General features: G+C 60.9%; 11 protein-coding genes. 8 read left to right on the plus strand and 3 right to left on the minus strand.

Annotated features, from left to right (window positions below):
• Positions 1 to 117 precede the first annotated feature (117 nt).
• From MSL71_RS20340 to MSL71_RS20360, 5 genes are all read left to right on the plus strand, one after another.
• Positions 118 to 1,266: an efflux RND transporter periplasmic adaptor subunit gene (locus MSL71_RS20340; RefSeq protein ID WP_180144030.1), complete on the plus strand. Its 1,149-nt coding sequence runs from the start codon at positions 118 to 120 to the stop codon at positions 1,264 to 1,266.
• Positions 1,267 to 1,415: 149 nt separating this feature from the next.
• Positions 1,416 to 4,463: an efflux RND transporter permease subunit gene (locus MSL71_RS20345; RefSeq protein WP_180144032.1), complete on the plus strand. Its 3,048-nt coding sequence runs from the start codon at positions 1,416 to 1,418 to the stop codon at positions 4,461 to 4,463.
• The gene (locus tag MSL71_RS20350) at positions 4,460 to 5,845 is read left to right on the plus strand and encodes a TolC family protein (protein WP_180144034.1); all 1,386 of its coding nucleotides are present in this window, start codon (positions 4,460 to 4,462) and stop codon (positions 5,843 to 5,845) included. The genes MSL71_RS20345 and MSL71_RS20350 overlap by 4 nt, the downstream gene beginning before the upstream one ends.
• 261 nt (positions 5,846 to 6,106) lie before the next feature.
• Positions 6,107 to 6,763 carry a hypothetical protein gene (locus MSL71_RS20355; RefSeq protein ID WP_180144036.1) on the plus strand — a complete coding sequence of 219 codons (657 nt, stop codon included), beginning with the start codon at positions 6,107 to 6,109 and terminating at the stop codon, positions 6,761 to 6,763.
• Between the two features lie 103 nt (positions 6,764 to 6,866).
• Entirely contained in the window at positions 6,867 to 7,718 is an 852-nt protein-coding gene (locus tag MSL71_RS20360; RefSeq protein WP_180144038.1) for a GNAT family N-acetyltransferase, read from the plus strand.
• Positions 7,719 to 7,829: 111 nt separating this feature from the next.
• On the opposite strand, the gene MSL71_RS20365 is transcribed toward MSL71_RS20360, so the two are convergent.
• Positions 7,830 to 8,543, minus strand: a complete 714-nt coding sequence (locus MSL71_RS20365; RefSeq protein ID WP_180144040.1) for a class I SAM-dependent methyltransferase — start codon at positions 8,541 to 8,543, stop codon at positions 7,830 to 7,832.
• Positions 8,524 to 9,777 (minus strand): glycosyltransferase family 4 protein, encoded by a 1,254-nt coding sequence (locus MSL71_RS20370; protein ID WP_180144042.1) that lies wholly within the window; start codon positions 9,775 to 9,777, stop codon positions 8,524 to 8,526. The genes MSL71_RS20365 and MSL71_RS20370 overlap by 20 nt, the downstream gene beginning before the upstream one ends.
• A 373-nt stretch (positions 9,778 to 10,150) precedes the next feature.
• On the opposite strand from MSL71_RS20370, the gene MSL71_RS20375 reads away from it, so the two are divergent.
• On the plus strand, positions 10,151 to 10,807 hold the full coding sequence (locus MSL71_RS20375; RefSeq protein WP_180144044.1) for a lactate utilization protein: 657 nt from the start codon (positions 10,151 to 10,153) through the stop codon (positions 10,805 to 10,807).
• Positions 10,808 to 11,076: 269 nt separating this feature from the next.
• Positions 11,077 to 11,694 carry a BamJ family beta-barrel-assembly machinery protein gene (gene bamJ, locus MSL71_RS20380; protein WP_180144046.1) on the plus strand — a complete coding sequence of 206 codons (618 nt, stop codon included), beginning with the start codon at positions 11,077 to 11,079 and terminating at the stop codon, positions 11,692 to 11,694.
• A gap of 112 nt (positions 11,695 to 11,806) precedes the next feature.
• Here bamJ and MSL71_RS20385 read toward each other — a convergent pair whose 3' ends face one another.
• Positions 11,807 to 13,144: an acetyl-CoA hydrolase/transferase family protein gene (locus MSL71_RS20385; RefSeq protein ID WP_180144048.1), complete on the minus strand. Its 1,338-nt coding sequence runs from the start codon at positions 13,142 to 13,144 to the stop codon at positions 11,807 to 11,809.
• Positions 13,145 to 13,321: 177 nt separating this feature from the next.
• On the opposite strand from MSL71_RS20385, the gene MSL71_RS20390 reads away from it, so the two are divergent.
• On the plus strand, positions 13,322 to 14,878 hold the full coding sequence (locus tag MSL71_RS20390) for a sigma-54 interaction domain-containing protein (RefSeq protein WP_180144050.1): 1,557 nt from the start codon (positions 13,322 to 13,324) through the stop codon (positions 14,876 to 14,878).
• Positions 14,879 to 14,912: the final 34 nt, after the last annotated feature.

Here is a 14,912-nt window from a genome sequence, read left to right on the forward strand (position 1 = left end):
GATTTTTTTGGAAACCGATCGGCTCAAGGTGGCCGCAGTGCTATGGCGGTCGGTTATTGTGAAATATCCGGGTTAGGGGACTCTCGCCCCTTCACAATCAAAAACAGGAACGATGGAATGATGAAACGAACAGGACAGATAAACATACGGGGAGCGGCGGCCCTTGTGGCAGGGCTGATGTTGGCCCTGGTTTCGGCCGGATGCTCGGAGAGCCAGGCCAACAAGATGCAGGAGAACAAGACGATTCGTCCCGTCAAGGCGGTGACATTGTGCCGGCCCGGGGAGAATACCGCGTGGCGTTTTCCCGGTACGGTCCGATCCTTGAGGGACGTGGATCTCTCCTTTCGGGTGGGTGGTCCTGTGGTGACCCTGGCCGTGGACAGGGGAGAAAAGGTGCAGAAAGGGGACGTCATCGCCCGCATCGATCCCCGGGATTTCGAGGTGGCGGTGGCCACCCTCACCGCCAACCTGGCCGTGTCCAGGGCCCAGCTGAAAGAGGCGGAACTCCAGTACCGGCGCTACAAGACCCTGCGCGCGGAGAGCGCCGCGGCCCAGGCCACCTTCGACAGCATCACCGCCACCTATGAGGTGGCAGGGGCCAGTGTGGACGCGGCGGAAAAACGCCTGGAAGAGGCGAAGAACAGCCTGGACGATACAGTGCTTATCGCCCCCTTTGACGGATATGTGCACGAAAAATTCATCGAAAACCACGAGACCGTGGCCCAGGGCCAGCCCGTCATCTCCATCGTGGACCTGGATCACATGGAGGTGGAGGTGGCCATCCCCGAAGGGATGCTTCCCATCGTCAAACGCATCGGCGGCATCGCCTGCCGGTTTGACGCCCTGCCCGGTGAGACCCTGACCGCAACGGTCAAGGAACTCTCCAAGAACCCCAACCCTTCCAACCGTTCTTACCCCCTTTACCTCACCCTCAATGAGAATGCGGGGCACCGCATCCGCCCGGGCATGGCCTCGGAGGTGACCCTCACCGCCAGGGACCTGGAGGCCGGGTTTGCGGTGCCGGAGACTGCCGTGGTGAACACCGTGGAGGATGGCAGCTTTGTCTGGGTGGTGGATGAAAAGGAGATGGCGGCACGGCAGGTGTCGGTGGAACTCCTGGGCGCGGACCGCAAAGGCCTGCGTATCGACGGCCCCCTGGAAGAGGGGATGCAGGTGATCGCCGCCGGTGTGCGGGGGCTTTCCGACGGTCGCAAGGTAAAGGTCCTGCCCGAGGTGAGCTCCACCAACGTGGGTGGCGAGCTGTAAGAACAGGCCCTTTGGCATCAACGCCGGATTCGCCCTTGGGACTGGAGGCGGCTTGCGATGCACAACAACCTGTTGGTCGAACTTTTCAAACGTTTGGCTCCCGGCTGGTCGCCGGAGGCACGTTTTGATCTAAAAAAAGGAAAGAAGGGATGACGTTGCCCGATTTTTCGTTACGTAATCAAACCACCGTGATGTTTGCCATGGTGCTCCTGCTCCTGGGGGGCATCTGGGGCTATTTTCGCCTGGGCAAGCTGGAAGACCCGGTCTTCACGGTGAAGACGGCCATGGTGATGACCGTGTATCCCGGGGCCTCTCCCCATGAGGTGGAACAGCAGGTGACCCGGCTTATCGAGGAGGCGGTGCAGGGCGCCGACGAGGTGGACAAGGTGCGCTCCGAGTCCCGTGCCGGGCTCTCCCTGGTCTATGTGGACTTGAACGAGTGGATTCGTTCCGACGACCTCCAGCAGCTCTGGGACATGTTGAGGCGCAAGGTCACCGCCGTCCAGCCCCAGCTTCCGGACGGCGCCCTGCCGTCGGAGGTGATGGACGACTACGGGGATGTGTACGGGCTGTTCATGGCCCTGTCCGCTGACGGGTACTCCCTGGCTGAGCTCAAAGAGTACGCCGACTACATCCGCCGCGAGCTCATGCTGGTGCCCGATGTGGAGCGGATCACCTTTTACGGCATCCAGCCAGAGGTGGTGACCGTGGATGTCTCCCGGGCCAAATGCGCCTCCCTGGGGATCCCTCCGTCCCGCATTGCGTCCATGCTCCAGGCCCAGAACACCATGGCCCCGGCCGGGGCCATGGACGTGGGAAGTCTTCGGGTGCGTATCCAGCCCTCCGGGGCCTTTGGGTCGGTGGATGAGATCGGGGAACTGGTGATCCAGGGGCAGGGTGAGGAGCAGGTGCTCTTGAAGGACCTGGCCACCATCACCCGGGAGTACCTGGATCCTGCCGAACCCCTCATGCGGTTTAACGGCAACCCGGCCATCGGCATTGCCGCCTCGGCTTCGGACGGCGCCAACGTGGTCACCATGGGGGAGGCGGTGAACGCGCGCCTCACCGAGCTCATGGAGGGCCTGCCCGTGGGCATTGAGCTCCACAAGGTTTACTACCAGTCCGACTTCGTCAAGGACAAGATCAAGGGGTTCATGCTCAACCTGGCCGAGTCCGTGGCCATTGTCATCGGGGTGCTTCTCGTGACCATGGGGCTGCGCAGCGGGCTCATCATCGCCGCCAACCTGGTCCTGTCCATCATGGGGACCTTTGTTGTGATGCTGGTCTGGGGCATCGACCTGCAGAAGATCTCCCTGGCCGCCCTTATCCTTGTGATGGGCATGATCGTGGACAACGCCATTGTGGTGGCGGACGCCGGGTTGGTGAACCTGCAAAAGGGGATGACGCGTCTTGACGCCATTGCCGAACCCACCCGCCAGAGCGCCGTGCCCCTTTTGGGAGCCACCATCATCGCCTGTCTGGCCTTTTTCCCCATCTACATGGCCCCCACCAACACCGGGGAGTTCTGTGCCAGCCTCTTTCAGGTGGTGGCCATTGCCCTGATGTTCAGCTGGTTCCTGGCCATGTCCCAGACTCCGGTGTTCTGCTACCGGTTTCTCACCGTTCCCGAAGGCAAGGGCAGTGAGGATCTCCACAGCGGAGCCACCTACCGTATCTACAAGCGGCTGCTGAACACGGCCCTTCGCCATCGCCTGGTGACCCTGGGACTGATGGTCGGGTTGCTGGTTCTGGCCGGGGCCGGTATGGGGATCGTAGAGAAACGGTTCTTTGCCGATGCCGACACCGCCCAGTTCGTGGTGGACTACCGACGCCCTGAAGGCTCCCGCATCGACATGGTCTCCGAGGACCTGAAACTCGCCGAAGCCTTTGCCATGGAGATGGAGGGCGTCACGGGCGTGGCCACCTGCGTGGGCCAGGGGCCCCCCCGGTTCATGAACGCCGTCAACCCCGAGCCCAAGATGGCCAACTACGGTCAGCTGATTATCAACGTGGAGGATTATCGGGAGATCAGCGGGATGATGGAGGAGCTGGCCCGGTGGTTTGCCGAGTATCTTCCCGAGGGTGAGCCCCACATCACCAAGTACATCAGCGGGCCCAAGGCCGATTACCGGGTGGAGGCGCGGTTCACCGGCCCCGACCCCGCGGTGCTGCGTTCCCTGGCCGAACAGGCCCGGGAGGTGATGGCCGACACCCCCAACGCCATCAACATCACGGACGACTGGCGGGAGCGCTCCCTGGTCTGGGAGGCCCTGTATGTCCAGAACAAGGGTCGCCGTGCCGGAGTAGAGCGAACGGATCTGGCCCGGGATCTCCTGGGGGGCACCGACGGGGTGACCGTGACCAGCTACCGGGAGCATGACGAACTTATCCCGGTGAAGGTGGTCTACTCCTCACCGGATCAGACCGACCTTGCGGCCCTTCCGGTGTGGGGTGTCTCCGACGCCGGGGTCCCCGTGGCCCAGGTCACCGAAGGCAGCGACTTTTTCTGGGAAGATCCCGTGATCCGCAGGTACAATCGCCGCCGCGTGATCCGCGCCCAGTGCGACCCTGCGGGGACCATGACCTCCGATACCCTGCTTCAGCAGATCCGGCCCCGGGTGGAGGCCATCCCCCTGCCCGCCGGGTACACCCTGGAGTGGGAAGGGGAGTACGAACTCTCCAAGGACAGCAACGAAGGGGTCAGTGCCTTTCTGCCCGTGAGCCTCGTGGCCATGGTGATGATCCTGGTGTGGCTTTTTAACGGGGTCCGCCAGCCGCTGATGATCATCACTATTTTGCCCCTTGCCCTGGTGGGCATGTCTGCGGGCCTGCTGATTTTCGGCCAGCCCTTCGGCTTTCTGGCCATGCTGGGGGCATACAGCCTCATCGGCATGATGATCAAAAACGCCGTGGTGCTCATCGACCTCATCGATGAAGACATCAAGGGCGGCAAAGACCCACTGACAGCCGTAAAAGAGGCATCCCTGAACCGTATGCGGCCGGTGATGATGGCTTCCGTAACCACGATATTCGGGATGATCCCCCTGATTTTCGACGTGATGTTCGTCTCCATGGCGGTGACCATCATGGTGGGGCTGGCCTTTGCAACGGTGCTTACCCTGGTGGTGATTCCGGTGCTCTACACACTTTTTTTCAGGATCCGGACGGACAGGACCGCAGGGGAGGTGGCAGCATGATGGCAAAACGGATTGTGGGATTCTTTTTAGGGGCGGCCTGTGTCGCGCTGTGCGCGGCCGGGCCTGCCGGAGCCGCGGAACAGATGAGCATCGAGGAGGCCGTGGCCGAAGCCCTGCGAAGCAACCCGGCCGTGACCGGTGCCGACGCCGAGGTGGCGGCCTCCAGGGAAGCCCTCACCAGCGCCCGGGCCGATCGACTGCCCACCCTGTCGGCCGGGTACTACTGGACAAACCATAACCGGGAGCCGATCCAGAAGAGCGCGTGGGGAACCTTTCCCGCAGGCTACAAGGAGGAAGCCGGTTGGGATGTACAGCTCGTGCAGCCCCTGTTTTCGGGCTACGCCCTGAAGACGGCCCATGACCTGGCCCGGCTCGGGGTGGACACCGAAGAGCTGAACCGCCGGGAGACCCTCCAGCAGCTGGCCCTCAGCGTGCGGCAGGCCTGCCATCGCCTGCTCCTTGCCAAGCGGCTCCAGACCGTGGCCGAGGACGAGGTGATCTCCCTCACATCCCACCGGCGCGTGGCTGTGGTAAACCACGACCAGGGTCTGATCCCCCTGAACGATCTCTTAAAAGCGGAGGTGGCCCTTGCCGAGGCGGTTCAGAACCGCAACCTGGCCGAGTCGGAGACGGACAAAGCCCGTATTTCGGTCAACAGGTTGCTTCATCGCGACCCCTTTGAGCCCCTTGCCATTGCCGACCGGCATGCGCCCCCCATCTGGGCCCAGAGCAGTGCGGAACTCGAAGCCCTGGCCGTGACGCGGCGACCGCTGGTGGCCCTTCTGCGCCTGGGGATCCGCCAGGCCACCCTGGGGGAGACGGCGGCCAAGAGTGCCTATTATCCCAGGGTCGACCTGGTGGGGCGCTACGCAAAGGCCGGGGACGGTCCCATTCCCGATGACAACGTCTTTACCCATTCGGATTCGGCCAGCATCACCCTGCAGGCATCCTGGACCCTCTGGAACTGGGGCAAGACCGGTGCCAACGCAGCAGAGCAGGCCCAGCGCAGGCGTTCTGTGCAGGCCTCCCTGGCCGATGCCGAAGCCGCGGTGAAACAGGATGTGCAAAACGCGCTTCTGGATCGGGCCGTGGCCCTGAAGAACATCACCACCGCCGAACAGTCCCGGGCCCAGGCCCGGGAGAACTGGCGGATTACCCGGGTGCAGTACGACCAGCAGGTGGCCACATCCACCGACGTCATCGACGCCCGGACCTATCTCACCTCCGCCGATTCCAACTACTACCAGGCCCTCTATGCCTACATGGATGCCCTGGCCGTGTTGGATTACGCCACGGGAAAACCCGTGGTGCGACCGGCGGCAGGGGAAAACAGCTCCGGTATGAACGGGGATGGGTACCTCTCTGCCGGGGTCGGGAAGTAACCACCGAAACGACACGGCCTGTGCCGTGGCAAGACCCCTTTTGGGGCATCGTAACGATACGACGGGGCCTTTACGGCTCCGTCATCCGGTTTCGAAAGGCCTGAACACCCTTTCGGAAAGTAAGTCTCCTTGGCGTGCAGGGAGGAGCGCGGTTGGGCTCCTCCCTGCTTTTCGCGTCCTGATTTCCATGGAGTCATTGAAAAACGCGACCCGCCCAAGGCGAGTCGAATTGTTGTGCATATGAATGGTGAGCGTCAGAGTATGGAATCCCCTTGTTCGTTGACTTCGTTGAGCGGCACCTTTGCCCGCTATTTTTTTTACGCGTTCCTTGCCGGGGCCATGGCCCTGTGCATCACCTGGGAAGCCCTGAACACGCCTTCTGCCTATCTCTTCGGAGAGGACTCGCTGCTGGAGGCCCTGCAGGTGGCGGCCCTTTTTTTTACCATGGTGTGTGCCTGGACCGCAGGCCATCGGGATCCGTCCCCGAACCCGGTGGCCACCATGCTGGTGGGGGCGGCCGCCATGGCCGGGATACGCGAGTTTGATTTCTGCCTGGACCGGTATCTCTTTGACGGCGGCTGGCAGGTGCTTGTGTGCTTTACCGCGCTACTCACGGCCGCTTCCGTGTATCGAGACCGGGAAACGCTTCTGGACTCTCTCCATGGGTTTGCGGGCAAGCCCAGCTTCGGGCTCATGGTGGGCGGGTTTGTCACCGTGTTTGTCTTTTCCCGGCTCTTCGGGCGCCAGGTGCTCTGGCGGGGCATCATGGGGGACGGGTACATGCCGGTGGTGAAAACCGCGGTGGAGGAGGGCACCGAACTCCTCGGATACACCCTGATTTTTATCGGCTCACTGGAGTTCCTCCGGGAGTCACGCTGTGCAAGCGTTGTGTATAATGCGATTGATCATGTGAGGTGAAATGGGATAGACTGAAAGGCAATGGAAGCGTGGCTGGTTTCACGTCGCTTCGGGCATGGAACGGACCCAGGGCACCGGGTCTGTCGATGAGATCGGAGGGAGCATGATGAGTCAGGAACAGGCAACCATACGCCGGATGGATCAGGAAGATTTGGCCATTGCCATTGCATGGGCGGGCCAGGAGGGGTGGAACCCCGGAATTCACGACGGGGCCTGTTTTTACGCCTGCGACCCCGAAGGCTTCTGGATTGCCGAGGTGGACGGCGAGCCCGTGGCGCTCCTCTCATCTGTTCGGTACGCGGCCCGTCTCGGGTTCCTGGGCTTTTACCTTGTGAGGCCGGACTGCCGGGGCATGGGCGTGGGGCGCGTGGTGTGGCGCCAGGGCATGGATTCCCTGGAAGGCTGCACCGTGGGGCTCAACACCGCCGCTTCCTGCGAGGCCAAGTACCAAAAGATGGGCTTTCAAACCGCCCACCACGTGATCCGCTATCGCGGGGGCGCAGGGGGCGTGCTCCAGGCCGATCCTTACCTGCTTCCCCTCACCGATATCCCCTTTGACCGGGTCGTGGCCTTTGACACCACCTTCTTCTTCTCCAGCCGCGAGGCCTTCCTCGCCTCCTGGATCACGCGCCCCGGAGTCATTGCTTTAGGGATCCTCCAGGACGGCCACCTTGCCGGATACGGCGTGCTGCGCCAGGCCTGGGACGGCTTCCGCATCGGGCCCCTGTTTGCCCTGAACCCCTCCCATGCCCACCGGCTCTACACCGCCCTGAAAGCCTACGGCGGCGAAGGCCCGGTCTACATGGACATCCCCGACGCCAACCCCAACGCCATGGAGCTGGCCGAATCCTTTGGCATGGAACCCGTCAAAAAAACCGTGCGCATGTACTCCGGCGACCCTCCCTCGCTGCCCCTTTCAGGCATCTACGGCCTGACCTCCCTGGAGCTGGGGTAAAAGCTCAAAAAAGCCTCCGGCGGCCCTGCCGGAGGCCAGCTGGGTGGTTACAAAAAAGGGCGTGATTCCCAGGAATCACGCCCTTTGTGTGTTTTTTGTCCGGTGGCGCCGTTATTTGTCCTTGGTAAAGTAGAGCACCAGGCTCTTGCCCATGACCGGGTTGAGGAGCCTGTCCATGAACTTGGTGATCTTGGGCTGGGAGAGGATGTCCCACTCCAGGAACCGTTTGTAAAGATTCACGGCCCAGTGGTCGGTGCGGGTGGGCCCCACGAGGCATTTCAGCCACCAGTAGGGGGCGTGGATGCTGTGGGCGTGGTGGGCGTTCCAGTAGGAGGCCCCCTGTTTTTCGATGAGGCTCACCAGGGGCTTTTTCTTGTAGATGCGCACATGGCCCATGTTGGCGTTGAAGTACTCGTCGGAGAGGAGCCAGCAGATCTTCTCGGGCCAGAATCGGGGGACGGTCACCACCAGGTTGTGGCCGGGTTTCAGCACCCTTAAGATCTCTTTGGCCGCGGCGCCGTCGTTGGGGATGTGCTCCATCACCTCCGAGCAGAGAACGATGTCGAAGCTGTCGTCGGCAAAGGGCAGGTTGGTGATGTCGGCCATGGTAAAGGCCCAGGAGCCCCCTTTGTGGGCGCCCAGGTGGTCGTGGAACTGGAGCCGCTTGACGCCCTGCTGCAGGTCTTCGTGGGAGAGGTCGGCGCCGATGGCCGTGACCTTCTCGTATTCGTAGGCGGCGCTGATGTGGCGGCCCGGGCCGCAGCCGATGTCCAGGATCCGGTAGCCGGGTTTGACGTCCAGTATGTTAAATTTTACGGTGATCACGGATGGCCTCCCTGTACGCTGCCACGGTCTGCTCGGCGGCGTTTTTCCATGTAAACTGTTCCTGAACGCGCTTGTAGCCTGCTTCGCCCAGCTCCTTTGCCTTGTCGGGGTTGTCCAGCAGATCGCAGATGGCCTCTGCAAGGACCTCGGGGTTTTCAGGCGGCACCAGCATGGCCGCGTCCCCTGCCACCTCGGGCAGGGCACCGCCGGTGGTGCTGATCACCGGGATCCCGCTGGCCATGGCCTCGCCCACGGGCAGGCCGAACCCTTCGTACACGGAAGGGACAACGGCGATGGACGCCTTGGCGTAATGCTCCCGGAACTCCTCGTTGGAGACCCGGCCTGTAAAGTCGATGAGGTGACCCATATCCAGCTTTTTCACCAGCTTTTCAATGCCGCCTCCCTCCTTGGGGGTGCCGATGACGGTGAGCCTGATGTCCCGGTGCTTGCTGATGGCGTGCACGGCCTGGAGGAGGTAGTAGAGACCCTTTAACGGCTGGTCCGCGCTGTTGGTCACGATGAGCCGGTTGGGCTCGCGCTGGATGTGGGGCAGCGGGTAGAAGAGTTCGGTGTTGATGCCGTTGGGCACCACGTGGAAGCGCTCTGCCGGGACGTCGAACTCTGCGTGGATGTCGGTCTTGGAAAATTCCGAGACGGTGATGAACTTGGGAAGGCGCCTGACCACCCGCTTCTGCATGCCGATGAAAGAGTACCACCTGAGGTGTTTCACTTTTTTCCAGAAACTTCGTACACTGCGTACCGCGATCTGGCGGTCCCGGGTGATGGGGTGGTGGATGGTGGCCACGGTGGGAACCAGGCGGCTCAGGGCCAGGATGCCGTAGGAGAGGCTCTGGTTGTCGTGGATGATGTCGAATTCGTGGACCCTGTGCTTCAGGTGGTTGTACGCCCTGTACCCGAAGGTTTCGGGCTCCGGGTACCCCATGGTGGAGATGCTCAGCCATTCCATGAGGTTGATGGGATTCTTCAGCTCTCCCACCGTGGGGGTTCGAAAGGGATTTTCCGCGTTGTACAGGTCCAGGCAGTCCAGCATGGTGAGCTTGGCCTTGGAATCCAGGAGGGGATCCGGGGGCCCGGCCACCACCTCCACGTGGTGACCCAGTTCGGTGAGGGCCCGTGCGAGGTTCCTCACATAGACACCCTGGCCGCCGCAATGGGGATTGCTGCGGTAACTGATCATACAGATGCGTAACGGGCGGCTTGCTTCACGGGTCATACCGCCACCTCCAACGAATAAAACCTGATGTCCTTGCACATAACACACTCCTCACCTTCTGCGGGCATCGGCCACCGCCGCTCCCAGGGTACTGCCATTACTTACGGATATGCTCCGGGGCCCTCAAAACAGCCGTGAACCGCGGCGGAAGCATAAGAAACTATACTTACCCAACGGCTCGAAACGAGGTCAAGCACTTTTTAGGTTGTGGTAAAAATGGTCTCCGGACCAATCAATGATCGATAAACAAAGCATATCTTACGGGCCGGGAAGGCGTCTTCTTCTTGCAGGGGGCGCTTCTCCCTGATAGCTAATGGGATATCCCCGGGCAACGACCCGCCGAGATACCGACAACAGCAAAGGAGACACCCAAATGAAAGATCCCATCGACGCCTACTGGCGACTGCGCCTGGAATCCGTGAAGGAGCGCCTGGAGGCCAACAACTTCACGGTCTTTATCGCCGATGCACCTGAAGACGCCAAAACCATCGTGGAAGAAGAGATCCTGGCCAAGTCCGACGCCAAGAGCATCTCCTGGGGCGGTTCCCTCACCCACGTGTCCACCGGGGTGTATGAGATGCTGAAAAACCGGGACGACCTGGATGTCCTCGACACCTACGACAAGAAAGGCTTTACACCGGAGGAGGTGGGGGAGCGCCGCAGGCAGTCCCTTCTCTCCGATATATATGTGACGGGCACCAACGCCGTGGCCGAAGACGGTTACCTTGTCAATCTGGACATGGTCGGCAACCGCATCGCAGCCCTTACCTTCGGGCCCAGGGAGGTGGTGATCCTTGTGGGGCGCAACAAGATCGTTCCCGACCTTGAATCCGCCATGGACCGCGTCAAAAACTACGCGGCCCCGGTGAACGCCATGCGCCTGGACATGAAAACCCCCTGCGCCAAAACCGGTGTGTGCCAGGACTGCAAGAGCCCGGCCCGCATCTGCAACACCTGGACCATCACCGAAAAGTCCTTTCCCAAGGGCCGGGTGAAGGTGATCCTCATCAACGCGGATCTGGGTTTTTAGCATTTATAGGGTTTCAGGCCGTGGCTGCCGGAGTTCTTCCGGGCAACGTGCAATAAGAAAAAATCTGTGATATTGTCCGGCACGGCTGGGATTGACGAGTTCGATCCCAGCCCTTTTTTTATGTCGTCGACATGCAACGTGTTTTCCCAGGATGGGTGGCCTTTCACGAGGGTGACAGGGCTTTTCTTCGGATGCGGTTGTGTGTGGTCCGATATGTCGGCCGAAGGAATCGGCCTCAACCCAAAGACAAGACAGAAGGTGGTAGACCCATGGTCGTAGATTTCAAAAAAGTGAGCTACATCCTTGCCCAGAGCATCGGCGGCGATTTCAGGCGCAAGGGCTTCGACATCGACGCGGATATTTTCTGCGATTCCTTTAAAGCAGCCATGAAAGGCGAGCAGCCCACCATGCCTGCCGGTGAGATGCAGCAGGTGATGATGGCCTTCCAGCAGCACATGCAGGAAGAGATGCAGAAGGCCAAGGACGAAGTCGGCGAGAAAAACCGCGCCGAAGGCCGTGCATTCCTCGGCGAAAACGCCAAAAAAGAGGGCGTGGTGGTCACCGAGTCCGGTCTTCAGTACACCGTGGTGGAAGAGGGCACCGGCAAGACCCCCAGCGCCAAGGACCAGGTCACAGTTCATTACGAAGGGCGTCTCCTTGACGGTTCCATCTTCGACAGCTCCTACAAGCGCGAGCAGCCCGCCACCTTCCCGGTGAACGGGGTCATTGAAGGATGGCAGGAAGCCCTCCAGCTCATGAAGGAAGGGGCCAAGTACGAGCTGGTCATCCCCGCCTCCATCGGCTACGGCGCCCAGGGCGCAGGGGACGCCATCGGTCCCAACGCCACCCTGTGCTTCACCGTGGAGCTGATCAAGGTTCTCGGATAGCCCGCGCATTCGTTTTGCCCGGCGGCATTGTCGGCGGCATCGAGTGACATCAAAAAGCCCCCGTTGAGCATGGCTCAGCGGGGGCTTTTTGTTTGAAAACTGGGGGAGCTGTTTATGCAGCCAGTTGCGAGTCTTTCAGGGCCTCTGCGCTGATCAGCCCGGCCTGTACGGCATCCCGGGCGAGCTCTTCCCGGAAGTCGGGGTGGGCAATGGCAATAAGGGCGGTGACCCGCTCCGGAATGGTTTTGTGGTCCAACTCGGCGATGCCGTATTCCGTGACGATGGACTGGACATCACTCCGGGGCGTGGTGACAGCGGTGCCGGGCAAGAGGCAGGTCTGGATGCGGGAGAAGCGGCGGTCTCCAGAGCCGGAGGTGGATTTCATGGCAATGAAGCTCTGGCCACCCTTTGAAAGGCGGGCACCGCGAACAAAATCGAGCTGACCGCCCGTGGCGCTGTGCTGCTGAAACCCGATGGACTCGCTTGAAACCTGGCCGGTGAGGTCCACGGCAAGGGCGTTGTTGATGGAAACGAAGTTGCTGTGGGCCCCGATGATGGCGGGATCGTTGACGTAATGGGCCGGGTACATTTCAAACACGGGGTTCTTGTGCATAAACCGGTAGTCCCTGGCGGCCCCCATGCCGAAGGCAGAGATGATTTTGCCCGGATGCAGCTCTTTTCTGGCGCCGGTGATGACCCCCATGTCATGGAGCCTGACCATGGAGGGGGTGAGCAGCTCCGTATGGATACCCAGGTCTTTTTTATCCGTGAGGCGGTCCCCGATGGCGTCGGCGAGTTTCCCGATGCCGAGCTGGAGCGTTGCACCGTCGGGAATACGGGCCGTAATGAGGTCGGCAATGGTTTCATCAACGGCATCCGGCTCAGTGGCGGGGAGTTCAGCGCAGGGACGGCTGACCTCACAGAGCCCCGCCACATCCGACACATGGATGTGCGCCTGGGAACCGAAGATATACGGCGTCTGGTCATTGACCTGACAATATATTTTTTCCGATGCGGCGAGGGCAGGGTGGCCAAGGAGGGTACCGCTGGGGCCGAGGCTCATGTAGCCGTGCTCGTCTGGAGGGGAGACCTCCAGGATAGTCGCATCAAAGCCTATATGGCGAACCAGCTCGTGGATGCGGCTGAACGTGACACTGAAGGGGGTGATGTCATCTTTTCGGTCAAGGAGCATGCGCTCAAGGGGCCCCATAAAGCAGCACCGGTAGTGGAGCCGTCCCCGCTGCTCCGGTGAGAGAAAATCCGGCTGGGTCATGATCATGGCCGAGTACATCGTGACGGCTTCCGTGGTAGGTGCGGCGGTGATGGCGTTGATCAGCTCCAGGGGAAAACTGGCCGCGGGTGAGGCAAAGATGGTGGCCTCCTTCGGCAGGGCAGCTGCAATGGCTTCAGGGGACATCAGGCGCTTCTCGTAGATTTTTTTCCAGCTCATGAGTACTCTCCTTTTTAAGACTTTGGGTTTGCAAATGAATGAAGAAAGAGGTATCAATAATCGTGCCGAAAGATAAAAAGTTATAAATTCAATGGATTGAACAATGGTGGTTTTTGCTAAAATGATATATCGTGATTTAAACGTGTTATATCGTTTTGAAAACGAAATGGCGTGCTTATGAAAGTGGATCGGTACCGGGAAGTGGTTCGTCGCATCTGCGGCAGCCTTGATCTCGACAAAGCCCTGTTCGATGTATTCCAATTCTTGAGGGATGAGCTTACCCTGGACGCCCTTGTCATCACCCGCTATGAGACGGAGCGAAAGCGGGCGCGTCTCATTGCCCTGGCATACGCAGACGGTGGCTTTCTCGTGGACGAGGCCTTTCCCTTGTCAAATGCCGCATGGGAGTCCATCTCAGCCTGGCAGCGGGAGTCCCGTTCCGCCACCACCCCCTGGATCCGGGACCACACCCACCCCATCAACCGTGAGATTTTCCGCCTTGTCCATGGCGGGATGTCAGGCCTTCGCCTTCTGAATACCGGCATTTTTTCTTCCATGACCTGTGGCCTCACCGTGGATCACACGCTCATCGGCAATTTGACCTTTGCAGCCGAAGGCAAGGAGCTCTACCACGCCCGCCACGCCGAGATTGTCACCGAAGTGAAGGAACCGTTTGCCATCGCCCTCTCCAATGCCCTGCGGTACATGGACCTGGTACAGGACCACAAGGCTCTCCAGCGGGAGAACACGGTGGAGGAGGTGATGGTGGGGGGCGACACCGGGCTGCGGGAGGTGCGCTCGCTTGTGTCCCAGGTTGCCCCGACGGACACGCCAGTTCTGCTGCTGGGAGAGACCGGCACGGGCAAGGAGGTGGTGGCCGCAGAGGTTCATAAGCTCTCCAGCCGCTCCGCTGAGCCCCTGGTGCGTCTCAACTGTGGTGCCATTGCGGATTCCCTGGTGGACTCGGAACTTTTCGGCCATGAAAAGGGCGCGTTCACAGGGGCCATCGAGACAAAGCCGGGGCGCTTTGAGAGGGCCAATGGGGGGACCCTTTTTCTGGACGAAATAGGGGAACTTCCGCTTTCCGCCCAGGTGAAATTGCTGCGGGTGCTCCAAAGCGGGGAGTTTGAACGGGTTGGGGGTGGGAAGACCCTGCGGACAAACGTACGGATTATCGCAGCCACCCATCGCAAACTGCCCGAGATGGTCGAAGCGGGGCGTTTTAGGCAGGATCTCTGGTACCGCCTCAATATCTTTCCCGTGGAGATTCCGCCCCTGCGTGACCGAAAAGACGACATCCCCCTGCTTGTTGAGCATTTTATCCGCTCCAGGGCGCGGGAGATGAATCTGGGAGAGCCCCCGGCACCCGCCGAAGGGGAAATGGAAGCACTTCTGGCCTACGACTGGCCGGGCAATGTCCGTGAGTTGCAGAACCTTGTGGAGCGGGCCCTTATTCTTTTTAAAGGGGGGCCCCTGAGATTTCCTGTCCTGACCCCTTCCCACCAGGGGAGTCCATCGTCCCTGGCAGGGGCGTGGAGTCCCCAGGACCTTGCCATGGATGCCGCTATAAAAGGGCATATCCGCTTTGTCCTTGGAAAGACCCGCGGCAGAATCGCCGGTCCCGGAGGTGCTGCGGAGCTTTTGAACATGAACCCCAATACCTTGCGAAGCCGCATGAAAAAACTTGGAATTTCCTTTCCAGCTGAGCGTGGCCCTTACCGGCGGGGGGACTGAAGCGCAGCAGGGCACATGCCCGACGTTTCATGGA

Origin of the sequence: Desulfoluna butyratoxydans (assembly GCF_900699765.1) — a bacterium.
Lineage (GTDB): Bacteria > Desulfobacterota > Desulfobacteria > Desulfobacterales > Desulfolunaceae > Desulfoluna > Desulfoluna butyratoxydans.

Excerpts from the sequence above, each read along its gene's own strand:
- MSL71_RS20340 (WP_180144030.1), top strand. The coding sequence starts at position 118 with ATGATGAAACGAACAGGACAGATAAACATACGGGGAGCGGCGGCCCTT.
- MSL71_RS20345 (WP_180144032.1), top strand. The coding sequence starts at position 1,416 with ATGACGTTGCCCGATTTTTCGTTACGTAATCAAACCACCGTGATGTTT.
- MSL71_RS20350 (WP_180144034.1), top strand. The coding sequence starts at position 4,460 with ATGATGGCAAAACGGATTGTGGGATTCTTTTTAGGGGCGGCCTGTGTC.
- MSL71_RS20355 (WP_180144036.1), top strand. The coding sequence starts at position 6,107 with ATGGAATCCCCTTGTTCGTTGACTTCGTTGAGCGGCACCTTTGCCCGC.
- MSL71_RS20360 (WP_180144038.1), top strand. The coding sequence starts at position 6,867 with ATGATGAGTCAGGAACAGGCAACCATACGCCGGATGGATCAGGAAGAT.
- MSL71_RS20370 (WP_180144042.1), bottom strand. The coding sequence starts at position 9,777 with ATGACCCGTGAAGCAAGCCGCCCGTTACGCATCTGTATGATCAGTTAC.
- MSL71_RS20375 (WP_180144044.1), top strand. The coding sequence starts at position 10,151 with ATGAAAGATCCCATCGACGCCTACTGGCGACTGCGCCTGGAATCCGTG.
- bamJ (WP_180144046.1), top strand. The coding sequence starts at position 11,077 with ATGGTCGTAGATTTCAAAAAAGTGAGCTACATCCTTGCCCAGAGCATC.
- MSL71_RS20385 (WP_180144048.1), bottom strand. The coding sequence starts at position 13,144 with ATGAGCTGGAAAAAAATCTACGAGAAGCGCCTGATGTCCCCTGAAGCC.
- MSL71_RS20390 (WP_180144050.1), top strand. The coding sequence starts at position 13,322 with ATGAAAGTGGATCGGTACCGGGAAGTGGTTCGTCGCATCTGCGGCAGC.